We start from the raw sequence: 18,374 nt of genomic DNA on the forward strand, positions 1-18,374 counted from the left end.
AGATATTCGGAGAGCTTGCCCCCTCATCCGACCCTTCGGGCCACCTTCTCCCCGACGGGGAGAAGAAACCTGCCTCACCCCTGCCTGCCGAAAAATCACCACCCGATCCACCTGATCCCCAACACAGGAGAAACGCCCATGAACCGTTTCATCATCCTTTCCGGCTGCTCCGGCGGCGGAAAATCCACCCTCCTCGCAGAACTTGCCCGGCGCGGTTTCGTAACCGTCGAGGAGCCCGGTCGGCGCATCGTCATCGAAGAAACCCGCAATAACGGCACCGCCCTGCCCTGGATCGACATCGAGGCCTTCGCCCGCCGGGCGATCACCATGGCCCTGGAAGACCGGCAAAAGGCGCCAGCGGATGGCCTCGTCTTTTTCGATCGCGGCCTGATCGACGCCGCCTCTGCGCTACGCCATGTCGGCGGCGATGGCTTCATCGATACGCTGAAAAACACGCACCGCTATAACCCTCTGGTTTTCCTCACCCCGCCCTGGCCTGAAATCTATCGCGGCGACGATGAGCGCCGGCATGGTTTCGACGCGGCGGTCGAGGAGTATGAACGTCTTGTCCGGGACTATGAAGCACTTGGCTACGATAGTGTCGTGCTGCCAAAATCAGGCATCGAGGAACGTGCCGACTTTATCCTGGCGCGGATCGGCTGACAGCGACAGGTTCGGCCTCGGCGATATCAGAGCAATTGCGCAACGGTGACAAACTCAAACCCGCGTTGACGAAGGCCGTCTATGATCAGGGGCAAGGCCTGCCGGGATACCTCGCGGCTTCGATACATGACATGCATGATGATGATCGAGCCGTTTCTCGTTTGCTCGATGACGTGACTGGCGAGGGCGGCCGCATCGTCGGCGACATCGGGAAACGATTCCGGTTCGACATCCCACATGATGGTCTTCCGGTCATGCCGTGAAAGATACCAGGGCAAGGTGAGCAGCTTCTTGCCATAGGGCGGCCGGAACATGATCTCGCCTTCGTAGCCCGCAGCGCGAATAGCCGCATCGGTGCGCTCGATCTCCTCCCTGATCCGCGCCGGCCCCATGAACATCATGTTGGAATGCGTATAGCTATGGTTGCCGAGCTGATGCCCCTCGCTCACGATCATGCGCGCCTGCGGCAGGTTTTCTTCGGTCTCCTTACCGGTCAAAAAGAAAGTCGCTTTTACCCCGCGCTCCCTCAGGATCGTCAGGACATCAGGCGTAAAACGCACCGACGGCCCATCGTCGAAGGTCAGCGCCACCACCGGCCTTTCCGTTTCGACCCTTGCGATGATGCCACCAAATAATTGCGTCGTTCGGGATTTGCTGAAGAAATGCACGCCTATCAGCACCGCCGCCAGCCCAGCAAGAACAAGGAATAGAGACACGGTTCGCTTTATCGTCATTGCTACCCCTCATTGCAGTTTTCCCGAGAGGCTTTGTTTCCCGCCTTGTTGTCTCCAGTATGGCAAGCCGGACCACAAAAAGAAAAAGCCCGGCATCGCTGCCGGGCTTCGATAGGAAGTCACAGAAGAGCTTAGCTGCCCTGCTGGATGTAGGTGAACTTGCCGTCCGGACCCTTCTTCCATTCGTACATGACGTAGCCGGGAAGCTTCGGGTCGCCCTTCTCGTCGAAGGAGATGTCGCCAAGCGCGGTCGGGAAGGTGCCGGACTTCAGGGCCTCGGCAACCTTTTCCGGTTCCACGGAACCGGCAGCCTTCGCCGCACCGGCAATCGCCTGCATCGCGGCGTAGGAGTAGAGCGTGTAGGCTTCCGGGTTGAAGCCGGCGGCCTTGAACTTCTCTACCAGTTCCTTGTTTTCCGGGCGCAGCGTCGGATCGGGGCCGAAGGTGTTGAGCGTGCCTTCAACGGCGTCGCCGGCGATGGAAGCAAGTTCGTTCGAGACGATACCGTCTCCCGAAACGAGCTTCGCCTTCAGGCCCTGGTCAGCCGCCTGGCGGATGATGAGACCGGCTTCGGTGTGCAGGCCGCCCCAGTAAATGATGGAAACGCCGGCTTCCTTCATCTTGGAGATCAGCGCGGAGAAGTCCTTGTCGCCGACGTTGACGCCTTCATACATGACCTCAGTCACGCCGGCGGCATTGGCAGCCTTCTTGGTTTCATCGGCAAGGCCCTGACCATAAGGTGTCTTGTCGTGAATGATGGCGACCTTGGCGTCCTTGAAGTGGTCGGCCAGGTACTTGCCGGCGATGCCGCCCTGCTGGTCGTCACGGCCGCAGGTGCGGAAAGTGTTCCACAGGCCGCGTTCGGTGAAAACAGGGTTGGTTGCGGCAGGCGTGATTTCGAGAATGCCGTTTTCAGCGTAAACTTCAGAGGCCGGAATGGAAACGCCGGAGTTGAAGTGACCGACAACGAATTTCACGCCGTCAGCAACGAATTTGTTGGCAACCGAAATACCCTGCTTGGGGTCGGATACGTCGTCGCCCAGCACGATCTTGATCTGCTCGCCATTGATGCCGCCGGCGGCATTGATGTCTTTCGCAGCCTGTTCGGCACCCTTCTGGATCTGAGCGCCAAAAGCAGCATTCGGGCCGGTCAGCGGTGCGCCGACAGCGATCACGACATCGGCCCAGGCCGAACCGCCAAACGCGACCATGGCGGTCAGCGCAACAGCGGAAAGAAGAGACTTCTTCATTACTTTACTCCCAGTTCCTTTGGATGGGTTGATTGCAAGGACCTGTTCAGTACCCACCTTCACTGAACAGGAAACCGTTCCACTCTGACGAGCATTGTGCAGCCGGAAAAATCCGCCTGTCAATCTTTCTTCTTGTAGGAAAATGCCGACGTCCGGTCGTAGAGCCAATAGTAATTATTGACCATCTGGCTCGTCCTGCGCATGCGGAAACCGATGCTGGAAAAGACCAGAAGAAGAACGACGTCAAACACGTAATAGAAGCCGTTGATGAACGGCCCGTTGAAGAGCGCGTAATGCAGAAACCGCATGACGAGCCCCAGTGCGAGCGTATAGATCACCACCCGCGTATAACCGCCCCAGCCATCGGCCACCGATCTGCCCGTGCGCCACGCCGTCCAGAAACCCAAGAGAACAACCAGTGCGCGCAGAACATAACGCACGCCGTTATCGGTTTCGAAAAAAAGGCCCTGCATCTCTTTCCCCATCAGTGCCGGGCGGAAACGCCCTGGCCCTGCCTTGTCTGTCGTCCCGTCGTTTCCCGCCGGGCATTTTATTGTTTACGCCCCGCCAGGGATCCTTAAGGTTTGGCCGAAAGGACGGCAGGCCGCCGTTTGCAGTCTTGCGCCGCAAGATTTCCGGCGCAAGTAAAATCTTTCAGTGCCGTCCGCCTTCGAGATAGGCGGCGCGCACCTGCGGATCGGCGAGCAGTTCCCTGCCCGAACCACTCATCGTCACCTTGCCGTTGACCATCACATAAGCGCGGTCGGAAAGCTTCAGCGCGGCAAAGGCGTTCTGCTCCACGAGGAAGACGGTCAGCCCCTCTTCCTGGTTGAGTTTCTTGATCGCCTCGAAAATGCCCTTGACGATCAGCGGTGCAAGACCGAGTGACGGTTCATCAAGCAGCAGCAGCTTCGGACGCGCCATCAGCGCGCGGCCGATGGAGAGCATCTGCTGCTCGCCGCCGGAAAGCGTGCCGCCGCGCTGGCTCTGGCGCTCTTTCAGACGCGGGAACATCGTGAAGATCTTCTCGACGTCCTCTTTGAAATGCTTGAGATTATCGAGATTGGCGCCCATCTGCAGGTTTTCCAGCACCGTCATGCGCGGGAAAATCCGGCGGCCTTCGGGAGACTGGGCGATGCGCTTGCGGGCGATGAGATGCGTTGGCAGATGGGTAATGTCCTCACCGTCGAAGATCACCTGACCGGCGCGCGCCTGCGGGCTGCCGCAGATGGTCATCATCAGCGTCGACTTGCCGGCGCCATTGGCGCCGATCAGGCTGACGATCTCACCCTTGTTGACCTCGACATCGACACCGGCCAGAGCCCGGATATTGCCATAATAGGTTTCGACACCCTGGACTTTGAGAAGCGATTCACCGGGCATCAGGCCGCTCCTCCGTCGAGTTCTTCCGCAATCACGTCTTCCACTTCATCATCCTCGACACCCAGATAGGCGGCGATGACCTTCGGGTCGTTCTTCACATGGTCCGGCGAACCGTCGGAAATCTTCTGGCCATATTCCAGAACCACAACATGGTCAGAAATCTGCATGACCACGGACATGTCGTGCTCGATAAGAAGCAGCGACGTGCCTTCATCGCGGATGCCGCGCAGCAGCGCATTGAGCGCCAGCGATTCCTTCGGATTGAGACCGGCGGCCGGCTCATCGAGGCACAGAAGCTCCGGCCCCGTGCACATGGCGCGGGCGATTTCCAGACGGCGCTGGGCGCCATAGGGCAGATCGCCGGCCGGGTCGTCGGCGCGGTCGGTCAGATCGGCCTTGTCCAGCCAGTATTTGGCCTTTTCGATCGAGTCGTCCACCGCCCGCCGGTAAGCGGGCAGGCCGAGAAGACCGAGAATGGTGTAACCCGAGGCCTTCATCAGCGCATTGTGCTGCGCCACCAGCAGGTTTTCCAGAACCGTCAGACCCGAAAACAGGCGGATGTTCTGGAAGGTGCGCGCCACCTTTGCCTTCTTGGTGATCTCGAAATCCGGCAGGCGCTCGAGAAGATGCGCCTCGCCACTCTGCTGGCGCATGGTGATCATGCCCATGGTCGGCTTGTAGAAGCCGGTGATGCAGTTGAAGACCGTGGTCTTGCCCGCACCGTTGGGGCCGATCAGCGCCGTGATCTCGCCGCGCTTCGCCTCGAAGGAGAAGTCGTTGATGGCCATCAGGCCGCCGAAGCGCATCGAGAGATGTTCGACCTTGAGGATCGTATCGCCAGTGGTGTTTGGTGTCATGTTCGTCATTCCGGAAGCCATCAACCGTGACCTTCCTTGGTAAAGCTGCCGGAGACGGCCTTGCGTTCTTTAAGGAAGGCCGTGGGTTCACGCGAGCCGACGAAACCGCGCGGCTTGAACAGCATGACGATGACCATGGCGAGACCGAAGAGCAGCATGCGGTAAAGTTCCGGTGTGAAGTCAGGCCCGAAGACATGCTTCAGGAACTCCATCTCACGCAGAAGCTCGGTGCCGCCGACCATGACGAGCGCCGCAATGGCGATACCTGTCAGCGAGCCCATGCCGCCAAGTACGACGATGGCGAGGATGACGGCCGATTCCAGGAACACGAAGCTTTCCGGCGAAACGAAACCCTGCCGCGCGGCGAAGAACGAACCGGCGAAACCGCCGAACATCGCGCCCGTGGCAAAGGCGGTGAGCTTGGTGATGACGGTGTCGATGCCGAGCGAACGGCAGGCGATTTCGTCCTCGCGCAGCGCTTCCCATGCACGGCCGATCGGCATGCGGCGCAGCTTGATGGTGACGTAAGCCGTCAGCATGCACAGAAGCAGGATCACGTAGAACAGGAAGATCTTGTAATAGGCCGACGACATCGACAGGCCGAAGGCCTTGGCGAAATTGTTCGGCGCGGCGACATCGAAGGACCAGATGCCGAAGACCGAAGCCTTGGCGATGCCGGAAATGCCGAAGGTGCCCTTGGTGACGGCCGTCCAGTTCAAAAGCACGAGGCGGATGATCTCACCGAAGGCCAGCGTGACGATCGCCAGATAGTCGCCGCGAAGGCGCAGAACCGGGAAACCGAGAATGATGCCCCAGAAGCCGGCGAGAATGCCCGCCACCGGCAAAAGCACCCAGAAGGACAGGCCGAAATGGCTTGACAGCAGCGCGTAGGAATAGGCGCCGACCGCGTAAAAGGCCACATAACCGAGATCGAGCAGGCCGGCGAGGCCGACGACGATGTTCAGGCCCCAGGCCAGCATCACATAGATCAGGATCTGGATGCCGAAATTGTCGACGAATTTCAGCGAGCCCTGAAAGCCGAACAATTGCACGGCGATAACAGGATAAAGCAGCAGCAGGACGAGCGCCAGCTTCAGGAAGTGCTTGTGGAAAAATCCTTTTTCCTCGGAGATTTCCAGAATGCCACTTTTCGCCTTGGCAAGCCGGCGGCGGTCCAGCGACGGCTTGATGAAGCCGACCACGAGGAAGCGGCCGACCGCGGCAATGCCGACGAAGATCGCCAGAAGCCCCCAGCGGGTGCCCCAGATCAGCTGGTTGTTGATATCCTGATAGGTGACGATGCCGACATAAAGAATGAACATGCCGAACGAGATGAGGCCCGCAATCAGGCCCTCCTTCACGGCCGTCGCCATCAGGCTCGGGCTGGAAGCGGCGTTTTCGGAAGCGATATTGGTCATGGGATCACACCTTCTCGACTTCCGGACGACCGAGAATACCGGTCGGCTTGAAGATCAGCACGAAAGCCAGAATGCCGAATGCCGCGACATCCTTGTAGGCGATGGAGAAATAGGCCGACCACAGCGATTCAATGAGACCGATCAGCAGACCGCCGAGAACAGCGCCCGGAAGCGAGCCGATGCCGCCGAGAACGGCCGCGGTAAACGCCTTGACGCCGGGAATGAAGCCGTCGCTGAACGAGGCAACGCCATAATACATCAGATACATGGTGCCCGCGACCGCAGCCAGCGCCGCACCCATGATGAAGGTGATGGAGATGGTCTTGTCGACATCAACGCCGAGCAGTGCGGCCATCTTGCGGTCCTGTTCGGTGGCGCGCTGCGCCCGGCCGAGCGGGGTCTTGTTGACGATATACCAGAAGGCGAAGAGCAGCACCGAGGTGACGACCATGATGATCAGCTGCTTCAGCGAGACGGTAATGGCGCCGAAATGATAGCTTTCCGTCACCATGGACGGGATCGGCTTGTTGCGCGGACCCTGGGTGACCTGGATGAAGTTGGACAGCGCGATCGACATGCCGATGGCAGTGATCAGCGGTGCAAGACGGAACGAACCTCTGAGCGGGCGGTAGGCGACGCGCTCGATCACCCAGTTCCACAGGCCGGTCATCAGCATGGCGACGACCATCATCAGAAGCAGAAGAAGCGCCACCGGAATGCCGGCGACAAAAGATGTCACGATCAGGAAAACGATCAGCGCGGCGAAGCCGCCAAGCATGAAAATATCGCCATGGGCGAAGTTGATCATGCCGATGATGCCGTAAACCATCGTATAGCCGATAGCGATGAGGCCGTAGATCGATCCAAGAGTCAGCCCGTTGATGAGCTGCTGGATAAAATACTCCATGTCTTTCCCCCGGGCACGACCTCGAATGGGTCACGCCTCGTTATGTTAATTATAGGGGAAGCCTTTCAGGCAGACCCCCACCCTCAAAATGCATATCGTGTTCGTTAAAAATGTGAAGTCAAAAACGGGCGATCCTGCACAAAATTTGGAATTTCCACATGGACTGCCGCTTTCCCGGTCAAAAGAGCCATGATTTTGGCAGGAAGTGCTGAAAAAATGACGGTTGGATGCTTATTTTAGCATTGTCCAATGCCATTATTTGACGGGCAGCGGGCAAAGGAGTAGCGAATATCGGAACGGCGATATCCCGCAGACGGGATACAATTGGCAAAGAGATGATCGACATATTGACGAAAGCGGCGCTGGACGCCGGGCAGGCCATCATGGCGGTCCATCGCGCCGGCCCACATGTGTCATACAAGGACGACTGTTCGCCCGTGACCGAGGCCGACCAGCGTGCCGAGGTGATCATCCTTGCGGCGCTGGCCCTCCATTTTCCTGACATCCCCGTGGTGGCCGAAGAGGCTGTCTCAAACGGCATCCTGCCGGAAACCGGTGCGGAATTCTTTCTCGTCGATCCGCTTGACGGCACCAAGGAATTCATTGCCGGCAAGGACGATTTCACCGTCAACATCGCGCTCATCCGCAACGGCGCTCCGGTGGCCGGTGTGGTTTACGCCCCCTGCCGCGGACAGGCTTGGACGGGCGAGGACAATGCCGCCGAAAAGCTCGCCATTTCCGGCGAAGGCGTCATCCTTTCGCGCCACCCCATCCGTGCGCGCCAGCGCGGCGCCTCCCCCGTGGCACTGATCAGCCGTTCGCACTGCACGGCGAAAACGGAAGCCTTCGTGGCCGAACACGGGCTGAAGGACTGCATCTCCGTCGGCTCCTCGCTGAAATTCTGCATGCTGGCCGAGGGCGCTGCCGACATCTACCCCCGCTTCAGCCGCACCATGATGTGGGACACGGCCGCCGGCGATGCCGTGCTGCGCGCTGCGGGCGGCAGGACGCTCGATTGCGAGGGCAGGCCGCTTGCATATGCGGTGAGGGGCGATGGCGAGGATGCGCTGGCCAATCCGGATTTCATTGCCGAAGGGGCGATGGCGGTGGAGCACGCGGGGTAACGGACGCTTGGCGTTTGCTGCGGCCATTGGTGAGCTTCGGCGTATGCCGCTTCACCCCCTCTGCCCTGCCGGGCATCTCCCCCTCAAGGGGGGAGATCGGCAGGATGCGCTACCACCGCTTCATTTGCAAACGTCGTGATAGGCGAGACCTATCCACGAGTCGATCTCCCCCCTTGAGGGGGAGATGTCCGGCAGGACAGAGGGGGTGAAGCGGCATACGCCGAAGCCCCCCAAAAAATAATCCATCCCCACCCCACGCCACCGCCCCACAATGCCCCGCAACGAAACACCGCAGCGCGGAAGGCACATCATGACGGAACAGACGGCGAGACTTCGGCTTCCCTATATCCTCCCCTCGCAGGCACAGAAACACGTCACCCACAACGAAGCCCTGCAAAGGCTGGATGCGATCGTGCAACTGGTCATCAAGGCCATCGTCACCACACCGCCCGATAACGCTGCGGAAGGGGATTGTTTCCTCCTCTCCGCCGATGCCACGGGCGACTGGGCCGGCAAGGGCGGCAGGCTCGCCTTCCGGCAGGATGGCGCCTGGCTCTCTATCGCGCCGCAGCCCGGCTGGACGGCATGGTTTGCGGCCGAGAACAGATATCGCATCCTGCACGACGGCAACTGGCGCGACATGCCGCTGCCGGCCGCCGGGCGGCTGGAAAGGCTGGGCATCGGCACCGAGGCCGACGCCACCAACCGGCTGGCGCTCACCTCCCCCGCCAGCCTCTTCACCCATGCCGAAGAAGGCGGCAGCCACCGCATGACGATCAACAAGGCGGGCAAGGGCGATACCGCCTCGCTGCTGTTCCAGTCCGGCTGGAGCGGCCGGGCGGAAATGGGCCTTGCCGGCAATGACGGGTTTTCGATCAAGACCAGCAAGGATGGCGCCTCATGGCACACCGCACTTCTCTGCAGCGGGGACGGTCGAGTCTCGATGCCGAACCGCCCGCTCGCCGTCGCCGGCCTGCCGGCGGGCACGACGAAACCCGCCAATGGCGCGGCGGCAGGTTTTTCCGTGCTCTCCATCGCCGAGGGCGGATTTGCGCTCGGCGATGCGGTGAGCGGCGGCGGACGTGAACTCGTGGTTCCGGCAAAGGGCCCTTATCTGGCGGCCCTGACGCTCGCCGTGGCCTCCTCCTCCGGCCACCGGGTGACGCTTTTCATCAACGGTGCGGCGGCCAGTTTCGGCATGACAGGAAATGCATCGACCTCAGGCACACAGCAGTCGGCAACATCGATCCTTCCGCTCGATGCCGGCGACCGCCTGCGGCTGCAGCATGAGGGAACGGCGGAATTTACCCAGGGCAGCGGGAAAACGTGCCTTTCGCTTGCGGCACTCTGACGGAAACAACCGATGAGAGAGAAAAAATGCGATTTTTGGAAAAATTTTTTCCCGGCAAAATAAGGCGACTCGAACAAATCAGGCGAAACCGTTCAAATTCTTAATAAATTGTCACGAGCTGCTTAGGCAATTTTTAAAGGTACCGGGATAGAGTTCCCGTCATATGGTCTTGAGTTTGTATAGAGTGTCCAATGACCGAAATGATACGCCCACGAGTTAAATATGTCATCGGCCCCGATGGCAGCCCTCTGACGATTGCGGATCTTCCGCCTGCCAATACCCGTCGCTGGGTCATTCGCAGAAAGGCGGAGGTGGTTGCCGCGGTACGCGGAGGACTGCTGAGCCTCGAGGAAGCCTGCGAGCGTTATACGCTCACCGTTGAAGAATTCCTGTCCTGGCAGTCCTCGATCTCCGATCATGGCCTCGCCGGTCTGCGCACCACGCGCATTCAGCAATATCGCCACTAAACAGTGCGCCGGCGCGGTAACGCGCCCCAAACCGAATTCCAGAACGCCCCGCCGGATCATCGACGGGGCTTTCGGTTTGATTTCGGATTTCTCCTGAAAACTGCCCGACAGAGCCGGTGATTGTCGCCGGTTTGTGTCCGCTGCGTTCGCTATCGCGCTGTTTCAATTCAGGCGCAAGCCGTTAGAGTGGCGAAAACGAACAGCAATGCGGAGGCAGAGACCATGGACATCAAGACCACCGAAACCGGATCGCACGGCGAATATTCGGCGACCATCGACGGCCACAAGGCGGAGATGACCTATTCGCGCACCTCCCCTTCCCTCATCATCATCGACCATACCGGTGTGCCCGATGCGCTGCGCGGCAAGGGTGTCGGCCAGGCGCTCGCCGCCCATGCGATTGATGAAGCCCGCAAGGGCGGCTGGAAGATCATTCCGCTCTGCCCCTTCTTCAAGGCCCAGACATTGCGCCATGCCGAATGGGCGGATGTGATCCAGGGGTAAAAGGGTAGACATAAAGAGCGTTATGGCAGCTATCTACGGGTGTTTTGGCCAAAACGGAGCATCCACACTCCGTCACCCCGGCCTTGAGCCGGGGTCCAGCAAGCTCAGTCATTGAGCTGAAAAGACTCTTCTCGTTGCGCAGGCGCGCGTCGGCTGGATGCCGGATCAAGTCCGGCATGACGGCGGAGAGATTTTCAGGTGTGCCAGCAATCACGCCACCTTCAACGGCGGCGTCCCGGCATGCATGCTCCGGCGGACTTCTTCACGGAATTCCAGCGTATCCTCTGCGCCATGCACCGCCACGGCATGTTGCACGGCCGCTTCCATAAGCTCTTCTTGAGAATCGGCGGAAATGGCAACGGTGCATCTGCTGTCACTGGGGAATTCACGGCAATCGATATATTGGCGGGCCATTTTTTCCTCCCTGCAATAGCCGCCCGCGCCTGCACGGGGCGCGTGCGCGTAAAAGCCTCCGGCTCACGGTCGGAACCCCCGTAAAATACGCCTTTCCCAACTTCCGGACAATCGAAATCGGGCATGACCGTCCCGGCGGGAAACACCGGCGACGACGCAAGACAAAAGGCCGCCCTTAAGGAGCGGCCTTTTAAAAAAATGCACGGCGTCCCGTCATTGAAAGCCGCCTCCTGATCCACCGGCAGCCGTCAATGAGGACGATCATTCGTCAGCTTTTGCGCCTGTGGTCAGGCGCGGGCGCGGATGGCTCCGTCGCGGTTTTCCAGTGCGGCGGCCTTTTCATATTCGGCCTGCACCTCTTCCAGCGAAGCCTCGGCGGCCTCCTGCTGGGCCTTCAGCTCCCGGATCGAGACCTGGAGATTATCCGCCCGCTGGCGCGCGGCCTTGGCGAAGGTCGGATAGGCGAAATGTGTCGGATCGGTAATGCCCGACTTGCTCTCTTCCAGAGAGATCTGATGCACCAGTTCCTTTGCCATCCGCTCAAACTCGGACATCATCTGCTGCAGCTGGTTAAGCTGCCGGCGTTTTTCATTGACCTGAAATTCCTTCAGGCGAACCAGGCTGTCACGCGACTTCATACGCAATACTCCATGGATAGCGAGACCCGGATCAAAAAGGCACTATGCCCCCTGACCGGCCCGTTTAACCCGCCCGTTTTTCCGTAAGGGTTGACCCCTGTCCCGGAATGATTCCCAAAAGTTACCCGACGTTAATAAAAAACCGCCGTCGTTAACCTTTCGTTTACGGGCATCGTTAATGATAAACACGATCATTTAAGGGTCGGTAAATGCCAGGTCCAAAAAAACGGGCCAGACGATGTAAGAGTCGATTGAATCACTTAGCGGGAAATCCTCACGTTGAGCTTCAATTTTGGCGATGGTGGATTCACGTGCAAAAACAGCGAAATGCCTTCTTTGCTTAATAAATTCGATACACCTTGCCAAAGGCAATTAGAATTTGTTAACCATTTGGTGGCAGCCTGCAAATCAGGCAACGTCTGGATCCGCATCGCGCGAGGCAATGATTTACCGGTTCGCGGGCGGCAAAGGGGATAATTATGCGGGTTCTACTTATTGAAGACGACAGCGCGACAGCGCAGAGCATTGAACTGATGCTCAAGTCGGAAAGCTTTAACGTCTACACGACCGACCTCGGCGAGGAAGGCGTGGACCTCGGCAAGCTCTACGATTACGATATTATTCTTCTCGACCTCAACCTGCCCGACATGTCGGGTTACGAGGTTCTGAGAACGCTTCGCCTCTCCAAGGTCAAGACGCCGATCCTCATCCTGTCCGGCATGGCCGGCATCGAGGACAAGGTTCGCGGCCTCGGCTTCGGCGCAGACGATTACATGACGAAGCCGTTCCACAAGGACGAGCTTGTTGCCCGCATTCATGCCATCGTCCGCCGTTCCAAGGGCCATGCGCAGTCGGTCATCGCCACCGGCGAGCTGATCGTCAATCTCGATGCCAAGACGGTTGAAGTGGGCGGCCAGCGCGTTCACCTGACCGGCAAGGAATATCAGATGCTTGAGCTGCTTTCGCTGCGCAAGGGCACGACGCTGACCAAGGAAATGTTCCTGAACCACCTCTATGGCGGCATGGACGAACCGGAACTGAAGATCATCGACGTCTTCATCTGCAAGCTGCGCAAGAAGCTCGCAAACGCCGCCGGCGGCGCAAACTACATCGAAACCGTCTGGGGCCGCGGCTATGTTCTGCGCGAGCCTGACGGCGCCACGGAATTCCTCGAAACCGCCTGATCCAATCCGGAACAGGACAGTTTTTAAAAGACCCGCTGGAAACGGCGGGTTTTTTGTTGCGATTTTCTCTCCCTCATTGCTGTGCCTGTCACAGGAATCCAGCCATCCCAAGTCCTTGGGTTGAAAGGACTCTCCGCCGCGCAGACGCGCGTCGACCGAATTCCTGTGACAGGCACAGCAATGAGGAGAGAAAGACATGGCCACGCATCGCCAAAGGACGCCGGCATATGAACCACGCCATCCCAACCCTCAAGACGGATCGCCTGACGCTGCGCCCGCTGACCATGGCGCATTTCCCCGCCTATCGGAACTTCATGACGTCGCCGCGCTCCATCGGTGTCGGCGGACCATACGACCTGCCCTCAACATGGGGCGTGTTCTGCCACGATCTCGCCAACTGGTACTTTTTCGGCCATGGCGCGCTAATGATCGAGCTTGGCAAAACGGGGGAATGTATCGGCCAGGTCGGCATCAATCACGGTCCGCTGTTTCCGGAAAAGGAACTGGGCTGGCTGCTTTACGAGGGCCATGAGGGGCGCGGTTATGCCGCTGAAGCCGCCTCGGCGCTGCGCGACTGGGCCTTTGAAACCCCGAACCTGCCCACGCTTGTCAGCTACGTCTCGCCGCAAAACCGCAAATCAGCGGCCGTCGCCGAACGAATCGGCGGAAGGCTCGATCCGGCAGCACCTCGTTCCGATCCCGAAGACCTCGTTTATCGGCACTATCAGGTAAACCCCGTTTGAAAGAGGGACGCCTTGCGGCCATTACGGTCGCGAGGCGTCCCGAAAATCCAACTTAGCGCATTTCCACTTTCAGAAAGCCGAGGATTGCCTCCGTGATCTGCGCATGGATGGCCATGCGGTCCCTGCCGCTGCCATCCCGGCAGACGAAACCCTCACCCGGTGAAAGCTCCTCCACGATCTTTTCGCCGTTCGGCTTGCAAATCTGCATGAAGCTGAAATGGCTGGCATCCGGTATGTCCCGATAAACCGTCGTCGCCTTTGGCAAATGCCGGGCGATGTATTCGGAATCGGCCTTGATGGCGGCGATCTCTGGTGTCTCCACACCTGCCGCCAGAACCAGAACCGGTACGCTGACGGCCTGCAGCGTTTCCGGCAGGAAACCCGCGGCCGGCCCGAGATCCAGCGCGATGGCGGCGCGGATGCGGGTATCCTTCAAATCCATCGAAAGGCGCGGATCGGCCTTGCCGTCACCGACAACCCCGACTTTGGCGAGCAGCCGGGGAGCCTTGCATTGCGGCGGGCGCTTCTCTGCGCCGCAATCCCTCAGGGCAAGATCGGCGCTGTATCGCGCGCCAACCAGTTCCATCGCGGTCCAGCCGCCGAGGGAATGGCCGATAACCGCGATGCGCGTCCCATCGATCCTGCCGGCGAATCGATCATCGCCAAGCAAGGCCGTCAGCGTTCTGCTGATGTCGCGCGGCCGTTCCCACAATGGAACGATCTCGGTCGCATTTTCTTCGGTAAATGATTCGCCGCCGTGATCCGGAGCGGCCACGACATAACCTTCCCGAACAAGCTCGCCGGCAATCCAGTTCAGGTTGCGCCAGCTACCGCCAAAACCGTGCGACAGCAACACGAGCGGACGGGAACCGTTAAGGAAAGAGGCGCCCGGTTGAACCTCAAGACCGTAAAAGGCGGCATTTTCGCCGACGATCTCGCTTTTGCCCGAGGGCGCGGCCGGGTACCATAATGAAACGGCAAGCGTTCTCGCGCCCCCCTCATCCGGCAATTCGATCTGTTTAAAGCCTATACCGCTTTCCGCCCTTGCGGCCTGAGCAGTGGAAAAGATGACGAGTATCGCCAGAATGAAATAGCGCATGGGATGCTCCAGGAGTTGATATGGACCAACCCTTGGTTCAAACCGCCGCCTGCCGAGACCTCAAACAGGTTTCAGGTCGTCCTGAAACGCAATCGAGACAGCGACTCGCTCGCAAACGCTTCCTGTTATGCCGAGCGCTAGATATCCGCGATCCGCTCGAAAAGCCGCACGGGACTGTCGCGGAAGGTCGTTTCCCGGAAAGGACAGAAGCCGAAACGGGCGGCGATCGCGAGCGACGGCGCATTCAGCGGATCGATCATGCAGACGATCCGGTTCGATATGCCCTTGGCATCAAACCAGCCAAGGGCGGCCTGTACCGCTTCGCTGGCCACACCCTTGCCGGTCAGATCCCTGTCAATCTTCCACATGGCCTCCGGCGCGGTGTCGAAATCCGCGCCATGTCCACGGCGCATATGGGCCAGCCCCACCTCGCCCACGATTCGTCCCGTGGCGGTTTCCTCCACAACGAAGGGGCCGAAACCGAAGACGGACCAGTGGCCGATGAAACGCAGAAGCCGCGCGAAAGCGAGTTCGGGATCGAGCGGCGCGATCGAGCTCACGCCCGGGATCGGATGAACATCCGCGCTCCAGAAGGAGCAATAACGTGCTTCGTCCTCGATGGCATGCGGCCGCAGCAGGAGACGCGCGGTTTCGACACGGATCATGAGACCTCCTCCTCTGAAAAGAAAAAGGCCGGGCACTGGCAAAAGCCGGCCCGACCCCTGATGGCGTCACTGTCGCATCGAAACGATCACTCCGTAATCGTCTTCGCCGTAAACACAATGCGATCGTCATGCACCTTGTATTCCACCGCCATATTGGCCTCTTCGGCCAGAAGCAGCGTGTAATAAGGCTGAACGGAATGGGCGTCGACCGCCTCTTCCAACCTGCCTTCGTAAATTTCCACGAACTTGGCCGGCACGCGCATCATCCGGCCCTTGACGGTGATTTCGAACCTGGCGTCGCCGTCAGGGCTTTCCAGCAGCACATCCACATTGCCGCCGCGCGGAATGGCGCCGTAAGACACGAGGAAGAGGTTGAGCAGAAGTTTGACACGATTCTTCGCAACGATGGCGCGCGGGCCGTTCCAGCTCACTTCCGCCTTCTTTTCGGCGGCGGCGAAATCCTGGGCGGCTTTTTCGGCCTCGCCGGTGTCGATCGACGCGCCGGCGGAGCCGGAAGCACCGAAAGCAAGGCGGGCGAACTTCAGCCGCACGGATGCGTTAAGGGCTGACGTGCGGATGAGATCGAGCGCATCGTCATCCGTGCCGCCCTCGTCCAGAAGTTCGAGGCCGTTATTGATGGCGCCGACAGGAGAAATAACGTCATGGCACACACGGCTGCACAGAAGAGCCGCCAGATCGGGACCGGACAGCGTGATATTGAGTTTGCTGGTCATAAAATTCTCTCCTGCGCAAGGGAGGCGCGGACGGTGTGGAAATTGTTAAGCCATAATGACACCATATTTGGTAAACCGATTGTTAATAGGATGGTTTCAAAATGCCAAATGCCTTAACAGGCCACACTGGAGCCCCGTGTATCCGCAAGGATGCGCGAAACATGCTGTAGAACTTTGACTCTGCGCGACCGGCCCTTTCGAAAACCGATTCGGATTTTCGGGCTTATGCGCTAACGAAACAGACGGACGGACATGACGATGCGCCTTACGAAAACCCGCACCATTGCACGCCTCGGACTGGGAAAGATTGTCGCGCTCCTTGCGAGCCTCTTGATGTGGGTCGCACCGGCCTCGGCCCAGAACAGCGATCAATATTCGTTCCAGGAAGTCGTGGATGCAGGCCACGGATTCTTCGGTGAAACCACCGGCGGCCTTGCCAAGGTGGTGGAGCGCGCCTTCCAGCAATACGGTCTTCCGAACGGTTACATTCTCGGGCAGGAAGGCTCCGGCGCTTTCGTCGCGGGCCTCACCTATGGCGAAGGCACGCTTTACACCAAGAATGCCGGCCAGCACCCGGTCTTCTGGCAGGGCCCGTCGCTCGGCCTCGATTACGGCGGCCAGGGCACCCGCGCCATGATGCTGGTCTACAACCTGCCCTCCGTCGATGCGCTTTACCGCCGCTATGGTGGCGTGAGCGGTTCCGCCTTCATCGTCGCCGGCGTCGGCATGACCTATCTGAAGAGCAGCGACGTGACCCTCGCACCGATCCGCACCGGCATCGGCGCGCGCCTCGGCATCAATGTCGGCTACCTGAAGCTTACCCAGCAGCCGACCTGGAACCCCTTCTGATTCGCTAAAGCCGGAGCGGGAGGAAATAACGGGCCGGTTTTGACGGTGCGACACCCCTCCCCACGGTTGCAATAATAGCGTAACGTGCTTTCGCGCCCCTCTTTCCGAATGCGCGCGTATCTGAGTTTCGGAGACTGTCCCGCGTGATCGAATATGCCATTCTCTTCGGATTGGGTTTTCTCACCGCAACCCTGCTGGCCCTGCTGATCGCACCCGCGATCCATCGCCGCATCGTCGCCTATACGGAAAACCGCATACGCGCGACGATGCCGATCAGCCCGCAGGAAGTCCGCGCCCAGAAGGACATGGCGCGTGCGCTCTACGCCGCCGAAAACGCCAAGGTCCGCCAGGAACTGGATACGGAACGGGAAAAGAACACCTCGCTGCGCCTCGCCAACGAAGCCGCTTCCAGCGATGCCTATCGCCTTGGCGAGCAGAACCGCAGCTTCTCCCTGAAAATCGAGGAGCTGACGCTGGAAATCGGCGAATTGCGCGCAGCGCTTGATGCCAGCGAAGAACGCGCCGGCATCATACAGGCGAACCTCGCACAGCAGGAGCAGGCCGCCAACGAGCGCGCCAGCCAGATGTCCGATCTCACCGCCCGCCTCACCAATCTGACGCGCGAGCTGGATGATTCGAAAATCCTCGCCGCCACCCGCGATCTGGAGGCAGAACAGGCCAAGCAGAGCGCCACGCGCTTCCGCAAGGAAGGCGAGACGGCGACCCGTGAACTGCAGGACGTGGCGGCCCGTAACAAGGAAGCCATGACGGCGGTTGCGCGCGAAAGCCGCAAGGTCACCCGGCTGGAAGAACAGGTCGCTACGCTCATGGCGAAAAACGCCGATCTCGACACGATGCTGACGCTGCGCAACCAGGAAGCCGCCCGTCTCAAGGAACAGCTTGCCGCAACCGGCGGCCGCGCCAACGATATGATCATCCGCCTGCCGAACCCGGCCGTGCCGGTGGAAACGGCGGTAAACCCGCCGCCACAGCCGGCCCCAGCCGCCGCGCTTGAAGTCGTACCCGTCACCGAAGAAGAGGCGACACCCGCGGTTGTCGCCGAGGAGGCAGCGATCTCGCCGGTTGAGGAGCCAGCGGCGCCGGCATCAGAAGGTCTGGAACAGGAAATCGAGGATATCCGCAATCAGGGCACCGCGCTCACCGAGCGCCTGCTGAATGTGCGCGGCACCGGCAATGACGAACCGATCCGCCGCGAAATCGCCCGCATCGCCGCTGAGATGATCGCGCTCACGGCGGCGCAGGAGGGCGAGACATCGCCCATTCCAGGGCTGCTTGCCAAGGCCTCCGGCTCATCGGGGCGGGACAGCCTTGCGAAGCGGGCGAAGGTGGTGATGGAGAAGCGGAAACATTAGGCCTTCGGTGGGTGTGG

21 protein-coding genes are annotated in these 18,374 nt (G+C 59.9%); 9 read left to right on the forward strand and 12 right to left on the reverse strand.

The window, feature by feature from the left end; genetic code table 11:
* Positions 1 to 138 precede the first annotated feature (138 nt).
* Positions 139 to 663, forward strand: a complete 525-nt coding sequence (locus tag MRBLRC7O_RS10310; protein ID WP_004430069.1) for an AAA family ATPase — start codon at positions 139 to 141, stop codon at positions 661 to 663.
* Between the two features lie 26 nt (positions 664 to 689).
* Here the strand turns inward: MRBLRC7O_RS10310 and MRBLRC7O_RS10315 are convergent, their stop codons facing one another.
* The 7 genes from MRBLRC7O_RS10315 to MRBLRC7O_RS10345 all read right to left on the reverse strand — a co-directional run bounded on the left by MRBLRC7O_RS10315 (position 690) and on the right by MRBLRC7O_RS10345 (position 7,212).
* The gene (locus MRBLRC7O_RS10315; protein ID WP_004430067.1) at positions 690 to 1,397 is read right to left on the reverse strand and encodes a polysaccharide deacetylase family protein; all 708 of its coding nucleotides are present in this window, start codon (positions 1,395 to 1,397) and stop codon (positions 690 to 692) included.
* Between the two features lie 131 nt (positions 1,398 to 1,528).
* Positions 1,529 to 2,647: a branched-chain amino acid ABC transporter substrate-binding protein gene (locus MRBLRC7O_RS10320; RefSeq protein WP_004430064.1), complete on the reverse strand. Its 1,119-nt coding sequence runs from the start codon at positions 2,645 to 2,647 to the stop codon at positions 1,529 to 1,531.
* Positions 2,648 to 2,766: 119 nt separating this feature from the next.
* The gene (locus MRBLRC7O_RS10325; protein WP_004430061.1) at positions 2,767 to 3,120 is read right to left on the reverse strand and encodes a DUF6867 family protein; all 354 of its coding nucleotides are present in this window, start codon (positions 3,118 to 3,120) and stop codon (positions 2,767 to 2,769) included.
* 181 nt (positions 3,121 to 3,301) lie between these two features.
* Positions 3,302 to 4,030 carry an ABC transporter ATP-binding protein gene (locus MRBLRC7O_RS10330; protein ID WP_004430059.1) on the reverse strand — a complete coding sequence of 243 codons (729 nt, stop codon included), beginning with the start codon at positions 4,028 to 4,030 and terminating at the stop codon, positions 3,302 to 3,304.
* Positions 4,030 to 4,908, reverse strand: a complete 879-nt coding sequence (locus MRBLRC7O_RS10335; RefSeq protein WP_004430053.1) for an ABC transporter ATP-binding protein — start codon at positions 4,906 to 4,908, stop codon at positions 4,030 to 4,032. The genes MRBLRC7O_RS10330 and MRBLRC7O_RS10335 overlap by 1 nt, the downstream gene beginning before the upstream one ends.
* Positions 4,908 to 6,305 (reverse strand): high-affinity branched-chain amino acid ABC transporter permease LivM, encoded by a 1,398-nt coding sequence (livM, locus tag MRBLRC7O_RS10340; RefSeq protein ID WP_004430051.1) that lies wholly within the window; start codon positions 6,303 to 6,305, stop codon positions 4,908 to 4,910. Before livM ends, MRBLRC7O_RS10335 begins: the two co-directional genes overlap by 1 nt.
* A 4-nt stretch (positions 6,306 to 6,309) precedes the next feature.
* A complete protein-coding gene (locus MRBLRC7O_RS10345) occupies positions 6,310 to 7,212 on the reverse strand; it encodes a branched-chain amino acid ABC transporter permease (RefSeq protein ID WP_004430050.1) in 903 nt (300 codons plus the stop codon).
* A 335-nt stretch (positions 7,213 to 7,547) separates the two neighbouring features.
* Between MRBLRC7O_RS10345 and cysQ the strand changes: the two genes are divergently transcribed.
* The 4 genes from cysQ to MRBLRC7O_RS10365 all read left to right on the forward strand — a co-directional run bounded on the left by cysQ (position 7,548) and on the right by MRBLRC7O_RS10365 (position 10,658).
* On the forward strand, positions 7,548 to 8,336 hold the full coding sequence (gene cysQ / locus MRBLRC7O_RS10350; protein ID WP_080866402.1) for a 3'(2'),5'-bisphosphate nucleotidase CysQ: 789 nt from the start codon (positions 7,548 to 7,550) through the stop codon (positions 8,334 to 8,336).
* A 310-nt stretch (positions 8,337 to 8,646) separates the two neighbouring features.
* A complete protein-coding gene (locus MRBLRC7O_RS10355) occupies positions 8,647 to 9,687 on the forward strand; it encodes a DUF2793 domain-containing protein (RefSeq protein WP_080866403.1) in 1,041 nt (346 codons plus the stop codon).
* 191 nt (positions 9,688 to 9,878) lie between these two features.
* Entirely contained in the window at positions 9,879 to 10,154 is a 276-nt protein-coding gene (gene sciP / locus MRBLRC7O_RS10360; RefSeq protein ID WP_004430042.1) for a CtrA inhibitor SciP, read from the forward strand.
* A 222-nt stretch (positions 10,155 to 10,376) separates the two neighbouring features.
* Positions 10,377 to 10,658 carry a GNAT family N-acetyltransferase gene (locus tag MRBLRC7O_RS10365; RefSeq protein WP_003522924.1) on the forward strand — a complete coding sequence of 94 codons (282 nt, stop codon included), beginning with the start codon at positions 10,377 to 10,379 and terminating at the stop codon, positions 10,656 to 10,658.
* Between the two features lie 210 nt (positions 10,659 to 10,868).
* On the opposite strand, the gene MRBLRC7O_RS10370 is transcribed toward MRBLRC7O_RS10365, so the two are convergent.
* Positions 10,869 to 11,072, reverse strand: a complete 204-nt coding sequence (locus tag MRBLRC7O_RS10370; RefSeq protein ID WP_004430026.1) for a DUF1059 domain-containing protein — start codon at positions 11,070 to 11,072, stop codon at positions 10,869 to 10,871.
* 287 nt (positions 11,073 to 11,359) lie between these two features.
* A complete protein-coding gene (locus MRBLRC7O_RS10375; RefSeq protein ID WP_003491821.1) occupies positions 11,360 to 11,710 on the reverse strand; it encodes a flagellar export protein FliJ in 351 nt (116 codons plus the stop codon).
* A gap of 479 nt (positions 11,711 to 12,189) precedes the next feature.
* On the opposite strand from MRBLRC7O_RS10375, the gene ctrA reads away from it, so the two are divergent.
* Together ctrA and MRBLRC7O_RS10385 are read left to right on the forward strand one after the other, a co-directional pair.
* Complete coding sequence (gene ctrA / locus MRBLRC7O_RS10380) at positions 12,190 to 12,894, forward strand: response regulator transcription factor CtrA (protein ID WP_003522926.1); 705 nt, start codon at positions 12,190 to 12,192, stop codon at positions 12,892 to 12,894.
* 227 nt (positions 12,895 to 13,121) lie between these two features.
* The gene (locus tag MRBLRC7O_RS10385; protein ID WP_112540198.1) at positions 13,122 to 13,637 is read left to right on the forward strand and encodes a GNAT family N-acetyltransferase; all 516 of its coding nucleotides are present in this window, start codon (positions 13,122 to 13,124) and stop codon (positions 13,635 to 13,637) included.
* A 52-nt stretch (positions 13,638 to 13,689) separates the two neighbouring features.
* On the opposite strand, the gene MRBLRC7O_RS10390 is transcribed toward MRBLRC7O_RS10385, so the two are convergent.
* From MRBLRC7O_RS10390 to chpT, 3 genes are all read right to left on the reverse strand, one after another.
* Entirely contained in the window at positions 13,690 to 14,736 is a 1,047-nt protein-coding gene (locus MRBLRC7O_RS10390) for an alpha/beta hydrolase family protein (protein ID WP_004430005.1), read from the reverse strand.
* 137 nt (positions 14,737 to 14,873) lie between these two features.
* A complete protein-coding gene (locus MRBLRC7O_RS10395) occupies positions 14,874 to 15,401 on the reverse strand; it encodes a GNAT family N-acetyltransferase (RefSeq protein ID WP_004430003.1) in 528 nt (175 codons plus the stop codon).
* Between the two features lie 86 nt (positions 15,402 to 15,487).
* Complete coding sequence (chpT, locus tag MRBLRC7O_RS10400; RefSeq protein WP_004430002.1) at positions 15,488 to 16,135, reverse strand: histidine phosphotransferase ChpT; 648 nt, start codon at positions 16,133 to 16,135, stop codon at positions 15,488 to 15,490.
* A gap of 252 nt (positions 16,136 to 16,387) precedes the next feature.
* Between chpT and MRBLRC7O_RS10405 the strand changes: the two genes are divergently transcribed.
* Together MRBLRC7O_RS10405 and MRBLRC7O_RS10410 are read left to right on the forward strand one after the other, a co-directional pair.
* Positions 16,388 to 16,984, forward strand: coding sequence for a DUF1134 domain-containing protein (locus tag MRBLRC7O_RS10405; protein WP_020011624.1), 597 nt, complete (start codon positions 16,388 to 16,390; stop codon positions 16,982 to 16,984).
* 143 nt (positions 16,985 to 17,127) lie between these two features.
* Complete coding sequence (locus MRBLRC7O_RS10410; RefSeq protein ID WP_004429998.1) at positions 17,128 to 18,357, forward strand: coiled-coil domain-containing protein; 1,230 nt, start codon at positions 17,128 to 17,130, stop codon at positions 18,355 to 18,357.
* Positions 18,358 to 18,374 lie beyond the last annotated feature (17 nt).

The organism is Agrobacterium radiobacter, assembly GCF_040801995.1.
Classification (GTDB): domain Bacteria; phylum Pseudomonadota; class Alphaproteobacteria; order Rhizobiales; family Rhizobiaceae; genus Agrobacterium; species Agrobacterium radiobacter.

Coding starts and splice junctions, on each gene's coding strand:
- MRBLRC7O_RS10310 (WP_004430069.1), top strand. CDS start 139: ATGAACCGTTTCATCATCCTTTCCGGCTGCTCCGGCGGCGGAAAATCC.
- MRBLRC7O_RS10315 (WP_004430067.1), bottom strand. CDS start 1,397: ATGACGATAAAGCGAACCGTGTCTCTATTCCTTGTTCTTGCTGGGCTG.
- MRBLRC7O_RS10320 (WP_004430064.1), bottom strand. CDS start 2,647: ATGAAGAAGTCTCTTCTTTCCGCTGTTGCGCTGACCGCCATGGTCGCG.
- MRBLRC7O_RS10325 (WP_004430061.1), bottom strand. CDS start 3,120: ATGCAGGGCCTTTTTTTCGAAACCGATAACGGCGTGCGTTATGTTCTG.
- MRBLRC7O_RS10330 (WP_004430059.1), bottom strand. CDS start 4,030: ATGCCCGGTGAATCGCTTCTCAAAGTCCAGGGTGTCGAAACCTATTAT.
- MRBLRC7O_RS10335 (WP_004430053.1), bottom strand. CDS start 4,908: ATGGCTTCCGGAATGACGAACATGACACCAAACACCACTGGCGATACG.
- livM (WP_004430051.1), bottom strand. CDS start 6,305: ATGACCAATATCGCTTCCGAAAACGCCGCTTCCAGCCCGAGCCTGATG.
- MRBLRC7O_RS10345 (WP_004430050.1), bottom strand. CDS start 7,212: ATGGAGTATTTTATCCAGCAGCTCATCAACGGGCTGACTCTTGGATCG.
- cysQ (WP_080866402.1), top strand. CDS start 7,548: ATGATCGACATATTGACGAAAGCGGCGCTGGACGCCGGGCAGGCCATC.
- MRBLRC7O_RS10355 (WP_080866403.1), top strand. CDS start 8,647: ATGACGGAACAGACGGCGAGACTTCGGCTTCCCTATATCCTCCCCTCG.
- sciP (WP_004430042.1), top strand. CDS start 9,879: ATGACCGAAATGATACGCCCACGAGTTAAATATGTCATCGGCCCCGAT.
- MRBLRC7O_RS10365 (WP_003522924.1), top strand. CDS start 10,377: ATGGACATCAAGACCACCGAAACCGGATCGCACGGCGAATATTCGGCG.
- MRBLRC7O_RS10370 (WP_004430026.1), bottom strand. CDS start 11,072: ATGGCCCGCCAATATATCGATTGCCGTGAATTCCCCAGTGACAGCAGA.
- MRBLRC7O_RS10375 (WP_003491821.1), bottom strand. CDS start 11,710: ATGAAGTCGCGTGACAGCCTGGTTCGCCTGAAGGAATTTCAGGTCAAT.
- ctrA (WP_003522926.1), top strand. CDS start 12,190: ATGCGGGTTCTACTTATTGAAGACGACAGCGCGACAGCGCAGAGCATT.
- MRBLRC7O_RS10385 (WP_112540198.1), top strand. CDS start 13,122: ATGAACCACGCCATCCCAACCCTCAAGACGGATCGCCTGACGCTGCGC.
- MRBLRC7O_RS10390 (WP_004430005.1), bottom strand. CDS start 14,736: ATGCGCTATTTCATTCTGGCGATACTCGTCATCTTTTCCACTGCTCAG.
- MRBLRC7O_RS10395 (WP_004430003.1), bottom strand. CDS start 15,401: ATGATCCGTGTCGAAACCGCGCGTCTCCTGCTGCGGCCGCATGCCATC.
- chpT (WP_004430002.1), bottom strand. CDS start 16,135: ATGACCAGCAAACTCAATATCACGCTGTCCGGTCCCGATCTGGCGGCT.
- MRBLRC7O_RS10405 (WP_020011624.1), top strand. CDS start 16,388: ATGACGATGCGCCTTACGAAAACCCGCACCATTGCACGCCTCGGACTG.